The 17,608-nt window shown below is 72.1% G+C and carries 14 protein-coding genes; 1 reads left to right on the top strand and 13 read right to left on the bottom strand.

Annotated features, from left to right (window positions below; translation table 11 throughout):
• Positions 1–11: 11 nt before the first annotated feature.
• The 11 genes from JUB10_RS11330 to JUB10_RS11280 form a co-directional block, all read right to left on the bottom strand.
• A complete protein-coding gene (locus JUB10_RS11330) occupies positions 12–1,985 on the bottom strand; it encodes a primosomal protein N' family DNA-binding protein (protein ID WP_307859203.1) in 1,974 nt (657 codons plus the stop codon).
• 100 nt (positions 1,986–2,085) lie between these two features.
• Positions 2,086–3,285: a methionine adenosyltransferase gene (gene metK / locus JUB10_RS11325; protein WP_207456774.1), complete on the bottom strand. Its 1,200-nt coding sequence runs from the start codon at positions 3,283–3,285 to the stop codon at positions 2,086–2,088.
• Positions 3,286–3,373: 88 nt separating this feature from the next.
• Positions 3,374–4,552 (bottom strand): bifunctional phosphopantothenoylcysteine decarboxylase/phosphopantothenate--cysteine ligase CoaBC, encoded by a 1,179-nt coding sequence (gene coaBC, locus JUB10_RS11320; RefSeq protein ID WP_207456773.1) that lies wholly within the window; start codon positions 4,550–4,552, stop codon positions 3,374–3,376.
• Between the two features lie 17 nt (positions 4,553–4,569).
• Complete coding sequence (gene rpoZ / locus JUB10_RS11315) at positions 4,570–4,827, bottom strand: DNA-directed RNA polymerase subunit omega (RefSeq protein ID WP_207456771.1); 258 nt, start codon at positions 4,825–4,827, stop codon at positions 4,570–4,572.
• 50 nt (positions 4,828–4,877) lie between these two features.
• The gene (gene gmk, locus JUB10_RS11310) at positions 4,878–5,795 is read right to left on the bottom strand and encodes a guanylate kinase (protein WP_307859202.1); all 918 of its coding nucleotides are present in this window, start codon (positions 5,793–5,795) and stop codon (positions 4,878–4,880) included.
• Complete coding sequence (gene pyrF, locus JUB10_RS11305; protein ID WP_207456770.1) at positions 5,783–6,631, bottom strand: orotidine-5'-phosphate decarboxylase; 849 nt, start codon at positions 6,629–6,631, stop codon at positions 5,783–5,785. The genes gmk and pyrF overlap by 13 nt, the downstream gene beginning before the upstream one ends.
• Positions 6,628–9,906 (bottom strand): carbamoyl-phosphate synthase large subunit, encoded by a 3,279-nt coding sequence (carB, locus tag JUB10_RS11300; RefSeq protein ID WP_207456768.1) that lies wholly within the window; start codon positions 9,904–9,906, stop codon positions 6,628–6,630. Before carB ends, pyrF begins: the two co-directional genes overlap by 4 nt.
• A complete protein-coding gene (gene carA / locus JUB10_RS11295) occupies positions 9,907–11,088 on the bottom strand; it encodes a glutamine-hydrolyzing carbamoyl-phosphate synthase small subunit (protein WP_207456766.1) in 1,182 nt (393 codons plus the stop codon).
• On the bottom strand, positions 11,085–11,588 hold the full coding sequence (locus tag JUB10_RS11290; protein WP_207456764.1) for a PH-like domain-containing protein: 504 nt from the start codon (positions 11,586–11,588) through the stop codon (positions 11,085–11,087). The genes carA and JUB10_RS11290 overlap by 4 nt, the downstream gene beginning before the upstream one ends.
• A complete protein-coding gene (locus JUB10_RS11285) occupies positions 11,581–12,873 on the bottom strand; it encodes a dihydroorotase (protein WP_207456763.1) in 1,293 nt (430 codons plus the stop codon). The genes JUB10_RS11290 and JUB10_RS11285 overlap by 8 nt, the downstream gene beginning before the upstream one ends.
• Complete coding sequence (locus tag JUB10_RS11280; RefSeq protein WP_207456762.1) at positions 12,870–13,820, bottom strand: aspartate carbamoyltransferase catalytic subunit; 951 nt, start codon at positions 13,818–13,820, stop codon at positions 12,870–12,872. The genes JUB10_RS11285 and JUB10_RS11280 overlap by 4 nt, the downstream gene beginning before the upstream one ends.
• Before the next feature lie 276 nt (positions 13,821–14,096).
• Between JUB10_RS11280 and JUB10_RS11275 the strand changes: the two genes are divergently transcribed.
• Positions 14,097–14,648: a DoxX family membrane protein gene (locus tag JUB10_RS11275; RefSeq protein ID WP_207456760.1), complete on the top strand. Its 552-nt coding sequence runs from the start codon at positions 14,097–14,099 to the stop codon at positions 14,646–14,648.
• 54 nt (positions 14,649–14,702) lie between these two features.
• On the opposite strand, the gene pyrR is transcribed toward JUB10_RS11275, so the two are convergent.
• Positions 14,703–15,248, bottom strand: coding sequence for a bifunctional pyr operon transcriptional regulator/uracil phosphoribosyltransferase PyrR (gene pyrR / locus JUB10_RS11270; protein WP_207456759.1), 546 nt, complete (start codon positions 15,246–15,248; stop codon positions 14,703–14,705).
• A gap of 125 nt (positions 15,249–15,373) precedes the next feature.
• The gene (locus JUB10_RS11265; protein WP_207456758.1) at positions 15,374–17,515 is read right to left on the bottom strand and encodes a PKD domain-containing protein; all 2,142 of its coding nucleotides are present in this window, start codon (positions 17,513–17,515) and stop codon (positions 15,374–15,376) included.
• Positions 17,516–17,608 lie beyond the last annotated feature (93 nt).

Raw genomic sequence — 17,608 nt, 5'->3', positions numbered from 1 at the left:
GTACTCCAGAGTCACTGGTCGTCGAAGGGCTCGCTGTCGTCGAACCGCACTCTGAGTGTAGGCGCGGGCCGCCGGTCGCCTCCCTTGAGGGACTTCCGCCGGCTCACTGCTCCCGTGATGACGGCGCCGCGGAGCGCCTCGGCGACGGCGTGCCCGCGGGCGTAGTCGAAGCGGACGATGGCGCGCACTCCCCCGCTCGGCACGTCGACGGGACCGAGCACGTCGGGGTCGTCGAGCGCATCGAGGGCGCGCTGCACGCTGTCGAGCGTGCCGGTGACGGAGGCGACGCGAACCGCGGGCGGGAAGCGCAGGCGCCGCCGGTCCGCGAGCTCCTGCCGCGCGAACTCGGGCAGGCGCCAGGTGGCGAGGGCGGAGGCGAGCGCGCCGCCGACCCCGACGAGCACGACGGGCGCGCGCGGGGAGGCGAGGGCTGCGGCGTTGGCCCACCAGCGCAGGCAGTCCTCGGCGACGCGGAGGCTCTCGCGCGCGAGCATCCGCTCCCCGTCGAGGAGCAGCACGGCCCGGTAGCCGCCCTGGGCGAGGGGCTCGGCGCCGCGGGTCGCGATGACGAGGGCGGGACGGTCGTCGACCGCGAGGAGCGGCCGCTCGCCGTCGGAGACGATCACGCGGACCCCGGGGAACGCGCGGCCGAGCTCGTCGGCGGTGCGGCTCGCGCCGACCCCGGCGGGGCGCAGGTGGGTGCCGCCGCAGACCGAGCACTCCCAGCCGGTGGCGAGCGCGCCGCACCAGGCGCAGGAGGGCACGGCGCCGCTGTGGGTGACGGTCAGCGGCCCCTCGCAGCGGCGGCAGCGGGCGGCGGAGCCGCAGTCGCGGCAGGCGAGCGCGGGCGTGTACCCCGGTCGCGCGACCTGCACGAGCACCGGCCCGTCGCTGAGCGCCTCCCTGGCCGCGCGCCAGGCCGCCGACGGGATGCGGGCGAGCTGGGCGAGGCGGTCTCCCCCGGTCTGGTGCGCGGTCGGCACGACGTGCGGGGTGACGGCGGGCGCCGGGCCGACGGATGCCGCGTAGCCGAGCTCGACGAGCCGCTCCACCTCGGTGCTGCGGGCGTGCCCGGCGAGCAGGAGCGCGCAGCCCTGCTGACCCTGGCGCACGAGTGCGGCGTCGCGGGCGTGCACGTAGGGGGCGAGCGGCTCGGAGTGGAGCGGGTCGCCGTCGTCCCACACGGCGATGAGTGCCAGCTTCTTCGCCGGGGCGTAGACGGCGGAGCGGGTGCCGACGATGACGAGCGGGTCGTCGCCGAGGCAGGCGAGGAACGCGCGGTAGCGGTCGGGCCCGGACTGGCGGGCGTCGAGGCGCACCACCCGGTCGGGCGGCAGCAGGGTCGCCAGCGCCGCGAGCAGCTGCTCCTGGTCGCGGTAGTCCGGCACGGCGAGGATCGCCGAGCCGCCGGAGTCGATCGCCTGCGTCGCGGCCTGGGCGAGCGTGAGCGCCCAGGCGCCGACCCACGAGGCGTCGTGCCCGGGGCGGGGCGGGAGCAGCACGGGGTGCGGGATCGCGTCGAGCGCGAGGCGGCGGCGCTCGTGGATCGCGGTCTCGACGAGTCCGGACGGGTAGCCCGTTACGGAAGCGGCGGTGACCTCGGCCCGGGCCGGGATGCCGCCGGCCGCGAGGGCCGCGAGCCAGGCCTTCTCGACGCGCACCTGGCGCTTGGGCACGGCGAGCCGCACGACGTCGATCGCGCTGCCGGCGGCCCGGTCGGCGACGGCGCGGGCGAGCGTGTACACCTCTGGCGTCAGCACGGGGGCGGTCGAGACGATCGCGTCGACGTCGCTCAGGTTGCCGCCGAACGATCCGGTCTCGGCGAGTTCGACGACGAACGCGTCGGCGATCCTGCCGGCGCTCCGCAGCGGCACGCGCACCCGGATGCCGACGGCGATGTCCGCCCGCAGGGCCTCGGGCACGGCGTAATCGAACAGCCGGTCGAGCTGCGGCAGCGGGGAGTCGACGAGCACGCGAGCGATCACGGCGTCACCCTGCCCTGCGCCGCCGACAACGACGGCGTTCCCGCGCTCCTCCGCGTCCCTGACACGCCGGAAGCGTAGCGGCGCGGGCGGCGGCCGCCGGTCAGAGCCCGGCGGCGCTCGCGAGGGCGTCGACGCGGTCGAGCCGCTCCCACGAGAGCTCCGGCAGGTCGCGGCCGAAGTGCCCGTACGCGGCGGTGCGGGCGTAGATCGGGCGCAGCAGGTCGAGGTCGCGGATGATCGCGGCGGGCCGCAGGTCGAAGACCTCGTTGATCGCCGAGATGATGCGCTCCTCCGGCACCCGCGCGGTGCCGAACGTCTCGACGTACAGCCCGACGGGGGCGGCCTTGCCGATGGCGTAGGCGACCTGCAGCTCGAGCCGGTCGGCGAGCCCCGCGGCGACCGCGTTCTTCGCGACCCAGCGCATGGCGTAGGCGGCGGAGCGGTCGACCTTCGACGGGTCCTTGCCGCTGAACGCGCCGCCGCCGTGGCGGGCGGCGCCGCCGTAGGTGTCGACGATGATCTTGCGGCCGGTGAGGCCGGCATCGCCCTGCGGGCCGCCGATCTCGAACCGCCCGGTGGGGTTGATCAGGATGCGCGTGGCACGCGAGTCGAGCTCGACGGTCGCGAGCACGGGGCGGATGACGTGCGCCTCGATCTCGGCGAAGAGCTGCTCGTTGCGCACGTTCGGCGAGTGCTGCGTGGAGAGCACGATGGTCTCGACGGTGCGGGGCACGCTGCCCTCGTAGCCGATGGTGACCTGGGTCTTGCCGTCGGGACGGAGGTAGGGCAGCTCGCCGGACTTGCGCACGGCGGCGAGGCGCTCGGCGAGACGGTGGGCGAGCCAGATCGGCAGCGGCATGTACTGCGGCGTCTCGGTCGTCGCGAAGCCGAACATGATGCCCTGGTCGCCGGCGCCCTGCGCGTCGAGCGGGTCCTTGGCGTGCCCCTCGCGCACCTCGTAGGCGGAGTCGACGCCCTGGGCGATGTCGGGCGACTGCGCGCCGATCGAGACCTCGACGCCGCAGCTCGCGCCGTCGAAGCCCACCTTGGAGGAGTCGTAGCCGATGTTCGTGATCGTGTTGCGCACGATGGTCGGGATGTCGACGTAGCCGGAGGTCGTGACCTCGCCCGCGACGTGCACGAGGCCGGTCGTCACCATGGTCTCGACGGCCGACCGGGCGTTCGGGTCGGCGGCGAGGAGGGCGTCGAGGATGCTGTCGGAGATCTGGTCGCAGATCTTGTCGGGGTGACCTTCCGTCACCGATTCCGAGGTGAACAGGCGCAGGTTCGTGCTGCTCATGGGACTCCGTCTCCGGGGTTGGGCGGGGAGGACGCGGCTGCGTCCGGAACCGCGGCGTCCGCCCGGGGCGGCCACGCGAGCGCGGGCGTCAGCGGAGCAGATCGAGGATGCGGTGGGCCACCTCGAGCTTCGTGCCGGCGGCCTCGGCCACTATATCTCCGGCCGCATCCACGATGACGACGGCGTTACCGTCCGTTGCGAAGCCCTCGCTCCAGCCGACCCTGTTGAGGACGAGATAGTCGGCGCCCTTGCGGGCGATCTTCTCCCGGCCGAGGCGCAGCAGGTCGTCGGGGCCGTCGCTAGTCTCGGCCGCGAAGCCGATGATCACCTGGCCCGGCCGCCGCTCGGCGGCCAGCGCGGTGAGGATGTCGGGATTGCGCACGAGCTCGAGGGCGAGGCCCTCCCCCGTCGCATCCTTCTTGATCTTCGACTCCGACACGGATGCCGGGCGGTAGTCGGCCACGGCCGCGGCCATGACGACGACGTCGGCGGATGCCGCGTGGCGGCGGGCCGCCTCGTCGAGCTCGAGGGCCGTCGAGACCTTCTCGACGCGGACGCCGGCGGGCGGCGGCACTTCGAGGTGGGCTGCGACGAGCACGACGTCGGCGCCGCGGAGGGCGGCGGCCTCGGCGAGGGCGACGCCCTGTTTGCCGCTCGAGCGGTTGCCGAGGAAGCGCACGGGGTCGAGCGGCTCACGGGTGCCGCCGGCGGTGACGACGATGCGCTTGCCCGCGAGGTCCCGCGTAGCGACGGCGCCGAGGGCGGCCTCCACGATGTCGTCGGGCTCGGACATCCGGCCCTCGCCGAGGTCCTGGCCGGTCAGGCGGCCCTTCTCGGGGCCGACGACGAGGATCCCGCGGGAGCGGAGGGTCGCGAGGTTCGCGACCGTGGCGGGGTTGCGCCACATCTCGGTGTGCATCGCGGGTGCGACGACGACCGGAGCCTCGCTGGCGAGGATCGTGGTGCCGAGCAGGTCGTCGGCGATGCCCGCGGCGAGCCGGGCGAGGAAGTTCGCGGTGGCCGGCGCGACGATCACGAGGTCGGCGCTCTGACCGAGGGCGACGTGCCGCACCTCGGCGACGCCGTCGTAGAGGTCGGCGGTCACCGGGTTACGGCTGATCGCCTCGAGGGTCGGTTTGCCGACGAAGCGGAGCGCGCCCGCGGTCGGCACGACGTGGACGTCGTGCCCCGCGAGCACGAGCGAGCGCACGACATTCACGGCCTTGTAGGCCGCGATGCCGCCGGTGATCCCGACGACGATCCTCATGCGCCCGCTACCGAGTCCTACTCGGCGAGGGGCTTCTGGACGAGCTTGTTCTCGTTGATCTCGTGCAGCGCGACGGAGAGCGGCTTGTCATCGATCGTCGAGTCGACGAGGGGTCCGACGTTGTCGAAGAGGCTGCCCTCGTGCAGGTCGGCGTAGTAGTCGTTGATCTGACGGGCGCGCTTCGAGGCGAAGATGACGAGCGCGTACTTCGACTCGACCTTCTCGAGCAGCTCGTCGATGGGCGGGTCGATGATGCCCTGCTGGCGGTCGGCCATGGGGTCTCCTAACGATCGAGGCGGAACGGGCGGATGCCCGGACGCGGAAGCTAGTCGCCTGCCGGCAGCGGGACCGGCGCGGGCGCAAGCGTCAATTCTACGACCTCGGCCGCCGCGGTGGCCACATCGTGGTTGACCACCCGGAAGTCGAACTCGTCCTGGGCCGCCAGCTCGACCTTCGCGGTCGCGAGGCGGCGCTCCTGTTCCTCGGGGCTCTCGGTGCCGCGGCCGGTGAGCCGGCGCACGAGTTCCTCCCAGGTCGGCGGCAGCAGGAAGACGAGCACGGCCTCCGGCATGGCCTCGCGCACCTGGCGGGCGCCCTGGATGTCGATCTCGAGGAGGACGCTGCGGCCCTTCTGCAGCGCGCGCTCGATCGGCGGGCGCGGCGTGCCGTAGCGGTAGGCGTTGTGCACGGTCGCCCACTCGAGGAACTCGTGGTGCTCGATCATGCGATCGAACTCCTCGTCGGCGACGAAGTAGTAGTGCACGCCGTCGATCTCGCCGGGCCGCGGTGGGCGGGTCGTCGCCGAGACGCTCAGCAGCACGTTGGGATAGTGCTCGCGGATGTAGGTCGACACGGTGCCCTTGCCGACCGCGGTAGGGCCGGCCAGCACGACGAGCCGGGTCTCGGCGGGCACGGCGTTCTCCCGTCGGGCGAGGTAGTCGAGCAGCTTCGCGCGCTGGCGCACGCCGAGTCCCGCGATGCGCTTGGAGTCGGCGATCTTGAGCGCCTCCATCACCTTCGCGACGCGCGTCGGCCCGAGGGTCGGCACCGCGAGCAGCAGGTCGCGCACGCGCATCCCGCCCTCGGCGGAGTCGGGCTGCGACCAGCCGTGCTGAGCGACCTCGAGCGCGGTGCGGGCGCGGGTGGCGACGTCGCGCTTGATGGCCGCGCGGGCGCGGCGGGCGGCGACGGCGGCGCGGGCCGCGGCAACGCGGTCGACGTCGGGCGGGGCTAGGCGAGGCACTCGCGCACCTCCCCCGTGACGCGGCGGATCGCGTCGCGCAGACCAGCGGGGCCAGCCGAGAGCACGGCGCGGGAGGTCGACACGAGCACCCGGTCGGCGGCGGCGCCGAAGATCCCGCGGAGGTCGCTCACGCGGGCACCCTGCTCGCCGAAGCCGGGCGCGAGCACCCAGGAGCCGTCGAGTCGCGCGATGTCGATGCCGTAGCGGGCGAAGTCGACGGTCGCCCCGAGCACGAGACCCGCTGATGAGGGACCTGTTGCGTTACGTGACACCACCTCAGAGACGATACCGGCGGCGACGCTCGTTCCCGCGCCGTCCACGGCCGTCTGCAGAGCCACGGCCTCGGGATTGCTCATCGCGGCGAGCACGAAGAGACCCTTGCCGGTCGCGTCGGCACGCCCGAGCGCGGGCGCGAGGGAGCCGAAGCCGCCGTACGGATGCATCGTGAGCGCGTCGACCTCGAGGGGCGAGCCCGGCGTGAGCCACGCGTCGGCGTAGCCGGCGACGGTCGACCCGATGTCGCCGCGCTTCGCATCGCCGATGACGAACAGCCCCCGGCCTCGCGCCTCGGCGAGCACCCGCTCGAGCGAGGCGAAGCCGGCCGAGCCGAAGCGCTCGTAGAAGGACACCTGCGGCTTCAGCACCCCGACCTCGTCCGTGGCCGCCTCGACGACGCGCAGCCCGAACTCGCGGACGCCGTCCGCCGAGTCGTCGAGGCCCCAGTCGGCGAGGAGGTACGGGTGAGGGTCGATCCCGATCGAGACCGTGCCGAACCGGCCCGCCACGGAGGCGAGCCGGTCGGCCATCGAGGGCACGGACGCCGCGGGGTCGCTCATCCGCGCGCGGTCCTCGCGAGCGCGTACTCCTGCAGGCTTGTGACGCCCCACGTGGCCTGGTCGGCCTCGAGGGAGCCCACGGCGGCGGCGAGCTGCGCGATCGTGGTGAACAGCGGCTTGTCGGCGGCCACGGCGGCGGCGCGGATCTCGTAGCCGTCGGCCCGCGCGCTGCGGCCCGACGGGGTGTTGATCACGATGTCGACGCGGCCCTGGTTGATGAGGTCGACGACGCTCTCCGCACCGCCCTCGCTGTACTTCGCGACGACGCCGGTCTCGATGCCGTTGCGCTTGAGCACCTCGGCCGTGCCGACGGTCGCGATGAGCTCGAAGCCGAGCTGCTGCAGCCGGGCGGCGGGCAGGATGATCGACCGCTTGTCGCGGTCGGCGACCGAGACGAAGACGACGCCGCTCTCGGGCAGTCCGCCGTAGGCGGCGTCCTGGCTCTTCGCGAACGCCTTGGGGAAGTCGACGTCGATGCCCATGACCTCACCGGTCGAGCGCATCTCGGGCCCGAGGACGCTGTCGACGATCGCGCCCTCCTTCGTGCGGAAGCGCTTGAAGGGCAGCACGGCCTCCTTGACGGAGACGGGCGAGTCGATCGGCACGTCGGAGCCGTCGCGCTCGGGCAGCAGCCCGGACTCGACGAGCTCGCGGATGGACGTTCCGGTCATGACGAGCGACGCGGCCTTCGCGAGCGGGATGCCGAGCGCCTTCGAGACGAACGGGACGGTGCGGCTCGCGCGGGGGTTCGCCTCGAGCACGTAGAGCACGCCCGCGCCGATCGCGAACTGCACGTTGAGCAGCCCGCGCACGCCGACGCCCTCGGCGATCGCGAGCGTGGCCTCGCGCACCCGGTCGATCTGCTCGCGGCCGAGGCTCACGGGCGGCAGGGTGCAGCTCGAGTCGCCGGAGTGGATGCCGGCCTCCTCGATGTGCTCCATGACACCGCCGACGTAGAGCTCCGTGCCGTCGTACAGCGCGTCGACGTCGATCTCGATCGCGTCGTCGAGGAAGCGGTCGACGAGCAGCGGCTGGTCGGGGCCGATGATCGCCTGGTCCTTCACCCGCTCGAAGTAGTCGTGCAGGCTCGGGGTGTCGTAGACGATCTCCATACCGCGACCGCCGAGCACGAAGCTCGGGCGGACGAGCACGGGGTAGCCGATCTCCTCCGCGATCGCGACGGCGCTCGTGACATCCGTCGCCGTGCCGTTGCGCGGCGCGACGAGGCCCGCGGCCTGCAGGATGCCGGCGAACTGGCCGCGCTCCTCGGCGAGGTCGATCGCGGACGGGGTCGTGCCGAGGATCGGCACGCCGGCCGCCTCGAGGCCCTTCGCGAGCCCGAGCGCGGTCTGCCCGCCGAGCTGCACGACGACGCCGACGACCTCGCCGGTCGCCTGCTCGGCGTGGATGACCTCGAGCACGTCCTCGAGCGTCAGCGGCTCGAAGTACAGCCGGTCGCTCGTGTCGTAGTCGGTCGAGACCGTCTCGGGGTTGCAGTTGATCATCACGGTCTCGAAGCCGGCCTCGGAGAGGGCGAACGACGCGTGGACGCACGAGTAGTCGAACTCGACGCCCTGACCGATGCGGTTCGGGCCGGAGCCCAAAATGACGACCTTGCGGCGGTCGCTCGGGGCGACCTCGGTCTCGAGGTCGTAGCTGGAGTAGTGGTACGGCGTGAGGGCGGGGAACTCCCCCGCGCACGTGTCGACGGTCTTGAAGACGGGCCGGATGCCGAGGCCGGTGCGCAGCTCGCGCACCTCCGCCTCGGGGAGGCCGCGGAGCTCCGCGAGCTGGGCGTCGCTGAAGCCGTGGTCCTTCGCCTCGGCGATCAGGGCCTCGTCGAGCTCGGGCGCGCTGCGCACCGTCTCGGCGATCTCGTTGATGAGCGCGATCTGGTCGAGGAACCACGGGTCGACCTTGGTGGCCTCGAAGGCCTCATCGATGCTCGCGCCGGCGCGCATGGCCTGCTGGAGCGCGACGATGCGGCCGTCGGTCGGGGTCTTCGCGACCTCGAGCCAGTGCGCCTTGTCGCCGGGCTCGCCCGCCCAGGTGAAGCTCGAGCCGCGCTTCTCCAGCGAGCGGAGCGCCTTCTGCAGGGCGGTCGTGAAGTTGCGGCCGATCGCCATGGCCTCGCCGACGCTCTTCATGGTCGTCGTGAGGGTCGGGTCGGCGGCGGGGAACTTCTCGAAGGCGAAGCGCGGCACCTTGACGACGATGTAGTCGAGGGTCGGCTCGAACGACGCCGGGGTCACCCGGGTGATGTCGTTCGGGATCTCGTCGAGGCGGTAGCCGATCGCGAGCTTCGCGGCGATCTTCGCGATCGGGAACCCGGTCGCCTTCGAGGCGAGGGCGCTCGAGCGGGAGACGCGCGGGTTCATCTCGATGACGATGACGCGGCCGGTGGCGGGATCGACGGCGAACTGGATGTTGCAGCCGCCGGTGTCGACGCCGACGTCGCGGATGATCCGGATGCCGATGTTGCGCAGGTTCTGGAACTCGCGGTCGGTGAGCGTGAGCGCCGGAGCGACGGTGATGGAGTCGCCCGTGTGCACGCCGACGGGGTCGACGTTCTCGATCGAGCAGACGACGACCGTGTTGTCGGCCGTGTCGCGCATGAGCTCGAGCTCGTACTCCTTCCAGCCGAGGATCGACTCCTCGAGGAGCACCTCGGTGACCGGGGAGGAGTGCAGGCCGTCGGTGACCATGCGCACGAGCTCCTCGCGGGTGTATGCGAAGCCGGAGCCGAGCCCGCCCATGGTGAAGGAGGGGCGGATGACGAGCGGGTAGCCGAGGTCCTCGGCGAACTCGACGGCCTCCTCGACGGTGTGCGCGATATGGCTGCGGGCGACGTCGGCGCCCGCGTCGAGCACGAGCTGCTTGAACAGCTGGCGGTCCTCGCCCTTGCGGATCGCCTCGACCTTGGCGCCGATGAGCTCGACGCCGTACTTGTCGAGGATGCCGCGCTCGGAGAGCTCGATCGCCGCGTTCAGCGCCGTCTGGCCGCCGAGGGTCGGCAGCACGGCATCCGGCTTCTCCTTGGCGATGATCGACTCGAGCACCTCGGGGGTGATCGGCTCGATGTAGGTCGCGTCGGCGAAGTCGGGGTCGGTCATGATCGTCGCCGGGTTGGGGTTGACGAGGATGACGCGGACGCCGTCGGCGCGGAGCACGCGGCAGGCCTGGGTGCCGGAGTAGTCGAACTCGGCGGCCTGACCGATGACGATCGGCCCGGAGCCGATGACGAGGACGGAGTTGATGTCGGTGCGCTTGGGCATTTAGCTGCGGTCTCCGGTGGGGTTCTTGCCGGCCTGCTTCTCGAGCACCATGTCGCGGAAGCGGTCGAAGAGGTAGTTGCTGTCGTGGGGTCCCGCGGCGGCCTCGGGGTGGTATTGCACGCTGAAGGCGGGGATCTCGAGGGCGTTGAGCCCCTCGACCACGTTGTCGTTGAGGTCGACGTGGCTGACCTCGACGAGGCCGAAGCCCGCGGGCGACTGCACGGGGCCGTCGATCGGGGCGTCGACCGCGAAGCCGTGGTTGTGGGCCGTGATCTCGACCTTGCCGGTCTTCTTGTCGACGACGGGCTGGTTGATGCCGCGGTGGCCGAAGGGCAGCTTGTAGGTGCCGAAGCCGAGGGCGCGGCCGAGCAGCTGGTTGCCGAAGCAGATGCCGAAGAAGGGCAGACCCTCGCGCAGCACCCCCTGCAGCAGCTCGACGTGCTGGTCGCTCGCGCCGGGGTCGCCCGGGCCGTTCGAGTAGAAGACCGCGTCGGGGTGCAGCGCCTTGATGTCGTCGATCGTCGCCGTCTGGGGCAGCACGTGCACGTCGAAGCCGCGCACCGAGAGGTAGCGCAGCGTCGAGGTCTTGACGCCCAGGTCGAGCACCGCGACGGCGCCGACCCGGTCGCCCTCGGCGGGGATGACGTACTCCTCGGCGGTCGAGACCTCGCCGGAGAGGTTGAGGCCCCGCATGTCGCGACCGGCGCGCACGAGCTCGAGCTGCTCGTCCTCCGGCAGCGCCGCGTCGGGGCCGCTGAAGACGCCGGCGCGCATGACGCCCGCGTCGCGGAGGCGGCGGGTGATCGCGCGGGTGTCGACGCCGCGGATGCCGACGACGCCCTGCTCGGCGAGCTGCGCGTCGAGGCTTCCCTCCGCGCGGTAGTTCGAGACGACGCGCGAGGCGTCACGCACGACGTAGCCGGAGACCCAGATGCGGGCGGACTCCGGGTCTTCGCTGTTGACGCCCGTGTTGCCGATGTGCGGCGCCGTCATGACGACGATCTGTCCCGCGTAGCTGGGGTCGGTGAGCGTCTCCTGGTAGCCGGTCATACCGGTCGAGAAGACGGCCTCGCCGAGGGTGCGGCCGCGGGCGCCGTACGCGAGGCCCGTGAATCTGGTGCCGTCCTCGAGGACGAGGACGGCGGGCTCGGCCGGGAGGGCCGTCGCCGTGGCATCCGTCATGAGTTGTTCCCTTCGTCGGTCGCGACGGGGGCGATCCGGGTGAGCGCGTCGCTCACGTCGCCTGCTCCGTCGCGGAAGTAGCTGTCGAGTTTCGTGTCGCCGAGGCGCCAGCGGAGGAGGGTGAGGCCGTTCTCTCCCACGGCCTTGTCGATGGTCCAGGTCGCCGCGCCGGTGCCGGTGACGTCCTGTCGCGGGATGAAGACGGGCGTCTCCCCCGGGATGTCGAGCACGACGCCCGTGAGGGCGACCATGACGTCGGCATGAGCGCGGTAGCCGAGGCCGGCGACCGCGATGCGGTCGAGCGGGGCGTCCGCCGTCGTCGTCGCGACGTAGAACACCCGGTCGCGAGCGAGCACCTCGCCGAGTTCGCGCGGCACGGGGGCCGGCGTGGCGAGGTGCGACTGTCGTCGTCGTCGGGCGCGCCAGCCGAGGGCCATGAGCCCCAGCAGCGCGAGCAGGAGCACGACGACGATCGCGCCCGTGACGAAGCGGCTATCCACGCGCGCCCGCCTCCTGCAGTTCGCCGTCGAGCACGGTGGGCGTGCCCTCGTGCACGGTAGCGACGACGCGGCCGGGCAGCTCGCGGCTGAGGTAGGGGGTGTTGATGCTTCGCCCGGCGAGGTGCTCGAGCCCGAACGGCCGGCGAGCCGTCGGGTCGTAGAGCGTGACGTTCGCGGGCGAGCCGACGGCGAGCGGGGCGTCGTACCCGGCGAGGCTCCCGATCGCGGCGGGGGCGGTCGAGAGCACCCGGGCGACGTCGGACCAGCCGAGGTGACCGGGGTCGACGAGCGCCGTCTGCACGACGCTGAGCGCGCTCTCGAGGCCCACCATGCCGTTGGCTGCCGCGTCCCACTCGCCCTCCTTCGCCTCCGCGGGGTGCGGGGCGTGGTCGGTCGCGACGATGTCGATCGTGCCGTCGGCGACCGCGAGGCGGAGGGCCTCGACGTCCTCGGCGCGGCGGAGCGGCGGGTTCACCTTGTAGCGGGCGTCGTACGTCTCGGCGAGGTCCTCGGTGAGCAGCAGGTGGTGCGGGGTCACCTCGGCGGTGACCCGGATGCCGCGGGCCTTCGCCCAGCGCACGACCTCGACGCTGCCGGCGGTCGAGAGGTGGCAGATGTGCAGGCGCGAGCCGACGTGCTCGGCGAGCAGCACGTCGCGGGCGATGATCGACTCCTCCGCGACGGCGGGCCAGCCGGTGAGCCCAAGGCGGGCGGAGACCTCGCCCTCGTTCATCTGCGCGCCCTCGGTCAGGCGCGGGTCCTGCGCGTGCTGGGCGATGACGCCGTCGAACGACTTCACGTACTCGAGGGCGCGGCGCATGAGCAGCGGGTCCCAGACGCACATGCCGTCGTCGCTGAAGACGCGCACGCCTGCGCGGCTGTGCGCCATCGCGTTGATCTCGGCGAGACGCTCGCCCTTGAGACCGACGGTCACGGCGCCGATGGGGCGCACGGTGACGTAGCCCGCGGCCTCGCCGAGGGACTGCACCTGCTCGACGACGCCCGCGGTGTCGGCGACGGGACTCGTGTTCGCCATCGCGAAGACGGCCGTGAAGCCGCCCGCGGCGGCCGCCCGGGAGCCGGTGAGCACGGTCTCCGACTGCTCGTAGCCCGGCTCGCGCAGGTGCGTGTGCAGGTCGACGAGCCCGGGCAGGGCGACGAGGCCTGCGGCGTCGATCGTCGTCGCGCCGGGCACGGCGGCGTCGACGAAGCGCCCGCCGTCGATGAAGAGATCGGTGGTCGAGCCGTCGGGCAGGCTCGCGCCGAGAACAGTGAGCGCGGTCACGCGGCCTCCGATACGCCTGCGAGAAGAAGATAGAGGACTGCCATCCGGACCGAGACGCCGTTGGCCACCTGCTCGCGCACGGTCGACCGGGGTGAGTCCGCAGCCGCGGCGGAGATCTCGAGCCCGCGGTTCATGGGGCCGGGGTGCATGACCATCGTAGTCGCGGGGAGCGACGCGAGTCGGCGGTCGTCGAGTCCCCAGACCCGCGAGTACTCCCGCTCCGTCGGGAAGTAGGCCGCTCGCATCCGTTCCTGCTGGATGCGGAGCATCATGAGCGCGTCCGGACCGTCGGCGATGACCTCGTCGAGATCGAACGAGACCCGCGCGGGCCACGACTCCATGCGCACCGGCACGAGGGTCGGCGGCGCGACGAGCGTGACCTCGGCGCCGAGCGCGTCGAGCAGCCACACGTTCGACCGGGCGACGCGGGAGTGCAGGATGTCGCCGACGATCGCGACCTTGACCCCGTCGAGGTCCTTGCCACGGCTCGCGGCGCCGTGCAGACGCTTGCGGATGGTGAAGGCGTCGAGCAGGGCCTGCGTCGGGTGCTCGTGGGTGCCGTCGCCGGCGTTGACGACCGCGGCATCCGTCCAGTCGCTCGCGGCGAGCACCGCGGCGGCGCCCGAGGCGGAGTGACGGATGACGACGCCGTCGGCGCCCATCGCGGCGAGCGTCTGAGCGGTGTCCTTCAGGCTCTCGCCCTTCGAGACGCTCGAACCCTTCGCGCTGAAGTTGATGACGTCGGCGGAGAGGCGCTTCGCGGCCGCTTCGAAGGAGATGCGGGTGCGGGTCGAGTCCTCGAAGAAGAGGTTGACGACGGTGCGCCCGCGGAGCGTCGGGAGCTTCTTGATCTCGCGCGTCGAGACATCCGCCATGTCCTCGGCGACGTCGAGGATGCGGGTCGCCTCGTCGCGGGAGAGCGTGGCGGTCGAGAGCAGGTGCCTCACGAAAGGGCTCCCGGCTCGTCGGAACGGGCATCCGTTGCCCTGGCGATGTCAGCCAGCTGCGGTTCTGAGCGCACAGCCATGCCGACCTCCTTCCCCGCCTCTCGGGACGGCATTAAAGGTGGTCAAACTCCGCCGATCCTAGCAGCGGACCCGGGGCCGACGTCCCGTCGAATCGGGCCCGGCCCGGGACGCTCCTCCCTGCTCGGCGGGACCCCGTGCCCGCGAACGTGGGTGTCACCCCGATCAACCCGAATCGACCAACAGGAGCAGATCACCATGACCACCCTTCTCGACCGACCGACAGTCGCCACGTCCCCCGCTTCCCCGGGCGCCCCCGTTTCTCCGGCCGCCCCCGCTTCCCCGGCCGCCCCCGCGCGATTCGCGCCCGTCACGGCCCTGCTGCGCCTCGAGGCGCAGGTGCTCGCCGTGCTGCGGGTCGTCGCGCTGCCGGCCCTGCGCGTCGCGCTGGGCCTCGTCTACCTCGTCTTCGGCGGCCTCAAGGTCGTCGGCCTGACCCCGGTCGGCGACCTCGTGTCGTCGATGGTGCCGTTCGTGCCGGCCGACGTGGCCGTCGTGGGGATGGGCGTCGTCGAGGTCGCCGTCGGCGCCGCCCTGATCGCCGGCGTGCTCGTGCCCTGGATCGCGGCCGGCGCGGTCGCGCACCTGCTCGGCACGTTCCTCGTGTTCCTCGTGCACCCCGACGTCGCCTTCACGGGCGGCAACCCCCTCGCGCTGACCCTGGAGGGTGAGTTCATCGCGAAGAACGTCGTGCTCATCGCGGGACTGCTCGTCGTCGCGGCGTTCTCCACTCCGCGCAAGAAGCACTGAGCGCTCGATCCGACGCCGGCGGCCCCATGGTCGCCGGCGTCGTCGTGCGCGGCGTCAGTCCTCGCGGTCGGCGATGACGACCTCGTCGACGCCGTCGGTCTCGGTGAGGCGCACCGAGATGCGCTCGCTCTGCGCGCTCGGCAGATTCTTGCCCACGAAGTCCGCCCGGATGGGGAACTCCCGGTGCCCGCGGTCGACGAGTGCCGCGAGCCGCACGACCGACGGCCGTCCGAGGTCGCTCAGCGCGTCGAGCGCGGCGCGGATGGTGCGGCCGGAGTACAGCACGTCGTCGACGAGCACCACTGTGCGTCCGTCGATGCCGGCGCCGGGGATTCGGGTGGGCGAGGGCGTACGGGTGCGGGTGTGGGCGAGGTCGTCGCGGTACATCGTGACGTCGAGGGCGCCGACGGGAATGGGGACGCTCGGGCCCGCGAAGTCGTCGAGCACGCGGCCGATGCGCTCCGCCAGGTGCACGCCCCGCGTCGGGATGCCGAGCAGTACGAGTCCGTCGGTCCCCCGGTTCGACTCGACGATCTCGTGGGCGATGCGGGTCAGCGCCCGCGCGATGTCGGCGTGCTGCAGCACGGTCCGCGCAGCCAAACCGACCCCACTCCCCCGCCTGCACGGCGGATCTCGACGATGGCACCGACGCTAGCAGAGGCGCCGGACGCAGCACGGAGGCGCCCACCCTTCTCGGGTGGACGCCTCCGTGGTCGGTGCGTCGGCTAGCGGCGCGTGGTGTACGTCACGTCGGTGAGCAGGCCGCCCTTGCTCGACTCGACGATCAGTCCGGTCGTACCGGCCGGCGCGGCGGTGCCGCGGTTGCGGATGGTCCACGACCCGGCGGTCTCACCGGCGGCCGGAGGCTCGACCGTCGCGGTGCCGAGCTGGACGCCCTTCTGACCGGTCGAGGTCTTGGTCCAGACGGTGACCGTGTTGAGGTTGGTCATCGCCGAGGTGCCGCTGATCCGCCACTCGTTCTTGCCGGTGCGGAGCTCCGCCGACGTCACGGTGATCGTGTCGAGGTTCGCGGAGACGCTCACCGTCGCCGGCGCGGAGGCGGTAGCGGTGGGCGACTTGACGACGAGCTCGAAGGTGATCGGCTCGCGAGCGGCGGGCATCACGAACGTGGGCTTCGCCGTGGTCGCGCCGGTCAGCTGGACCGCCGGTCCGCTCTTCTGCGTCCAGACGTAGTCCTTGGCGTTCGTGCTGCCCGAGCCGTCGAGCGTGACGGTCTGACCGACGAGCGCATTCGTCGGCGTCGCCGAGGCCGCCGCGGTCGGCGCCGTGTCGGCCGCGGTGACCGCGATGGTGATCTCCGAGGTGGCCTCGCTCGTGCCCTTCGTCGTCAGGGTGAACTTCAGTTCGCCGGATGCCGGTGCGGTGAAGGTCGCCCGAGCGGTGTCCGCCCCGGTGAGCTGGACCGTGTCGCCACCCGTCTGCGTCCACTGGAAGCTCGTCGCGTTGACGGACGAGCTGCCGTCGAGCACGACCTCGTCGCCCGGGAAGACGTTCTTCGGAGCGACGACAACCGCGGTCGTGGCCTCCTGCTGGCCGAGCTCACCGCCCGTGATCCTGACGGGCGCGGTGTCGGAGCCGCCGCCCGTGGAGGTCACGGTGACGCTCGCGGGCGGCACCGGGACCTCGGTGAGCGTGAGCGAACCGCCGACGAGCGGGGTGTCGCCGTACTTGAGTTCGGGAGCGTCGATCTGGTCGGAGCTGGTCGCGGCGATCTTGAGTTCCTGGCTCTCGACGTCGTAGGTCGCTCCGCTGATGGCGACGAGATCCGTGACTTTGAGCTTCTTCTCGGCCACCGGCGCGTCGGACTCGTTGCGGATCGTCACCTCGCTCGGCACGGTTTCGACGGGGATCCGGGCGAAATACGCCGTGCCGTCGCCGCCCGCGGCGAGCGTCGTCTCAGGGATGCCCCCGCCGGAGACGGTCACGGCGTCGTCGACGCCGGCCGTCGCGTGCACGTTGAGGAACGTGCCGCCCTCGTCCTCGCTGACTGTCGCCGAGATCGGCGAGATGCCGTTGTTGGTCGAGATCTTCCCGAGCAGGTTGAACTCGTCGGTCGTCGCGACGACCTGGCCGTCGGGACCCTTCACCTCGAAGAAGTTGGTGTCGTAGGGCGATCCCTTGACCTTGGTGGCGACCGCCGGATCGGCGATGTACGTGCCGGTGTCGGTCTTCACGGGCGCCGTCCCGGCGGGTGTCAGGAACGGGGCGATGCGCGAGCGCATCGCGAGACCGAAGTTGCCGGGCGCCGGCGTGATGTCCTCGGTCATGTTGATGCCGTCCTCGGCATCCGTGACCTCGAACGTGTCGACGCCGTACGGGTGCGTCACGGTGTACGTGCCGGTCGTCGGGGTGTCGACGCGGATGCGCAGGCGACCGAAGACGACCTGGTCGCCGTTCCTCGGGTCCTCGTTGGCGAACGTCGCCTCGAGCGCCAGGGTGAGCGACGCGTCTCCGCCACCGGGCATGTCGGCGATCGCACCGCCCTGGAAGTAGAACGACTCGACGGGGAAGTTGCTCTTGGTGTGGTCGTTGTCGACGGCGAGGGGCAGGTTCGGGTCGAGCCCCTCCTCGATCAGGAACGCCGGGTCGCACATCGGTTCGTTGGCGTCGAGGCACTGCTCGAGCTTCAGGCCCTCGGCGTCCTCGTAGTACACCGGGAAGCCGTAGGGCCCCGTCGGGCCGACGGACTTCAGGGTGTCGGTGTTCGGGGTCGTCACGGCGCCGATGGCGCTGGTGGCGCCCACGGCGACGAGGCCGAGCGCCGTCGCGATCGTGAGTCCCCCTTGCAGGCGGCGGCGCCGCCCGGGCAGCGCGGCCCGGATGGACCGCGCGTCTTCGATGGTCATATCTCTCTCCCCTTGCGGATGTCTCGGTCACCGCCGGCGCCGTTCGGGCGTCGCCGACTTCGGTGGAGCGAGAGTCTCTGGAGGACCATGCGG

This window comes from Desertivibrio insolitus (assembly GCF_017355965.1).
Taxonomy (GTDB): domain Bacteria; phylum Actinomycetota; class Actinomycetes; order Actinomycetales; family Microbacteriaceae; genus JAFIQW01.
This window is presented reverse-complemented; position numbering and strand designations above follow the sequence as displayed.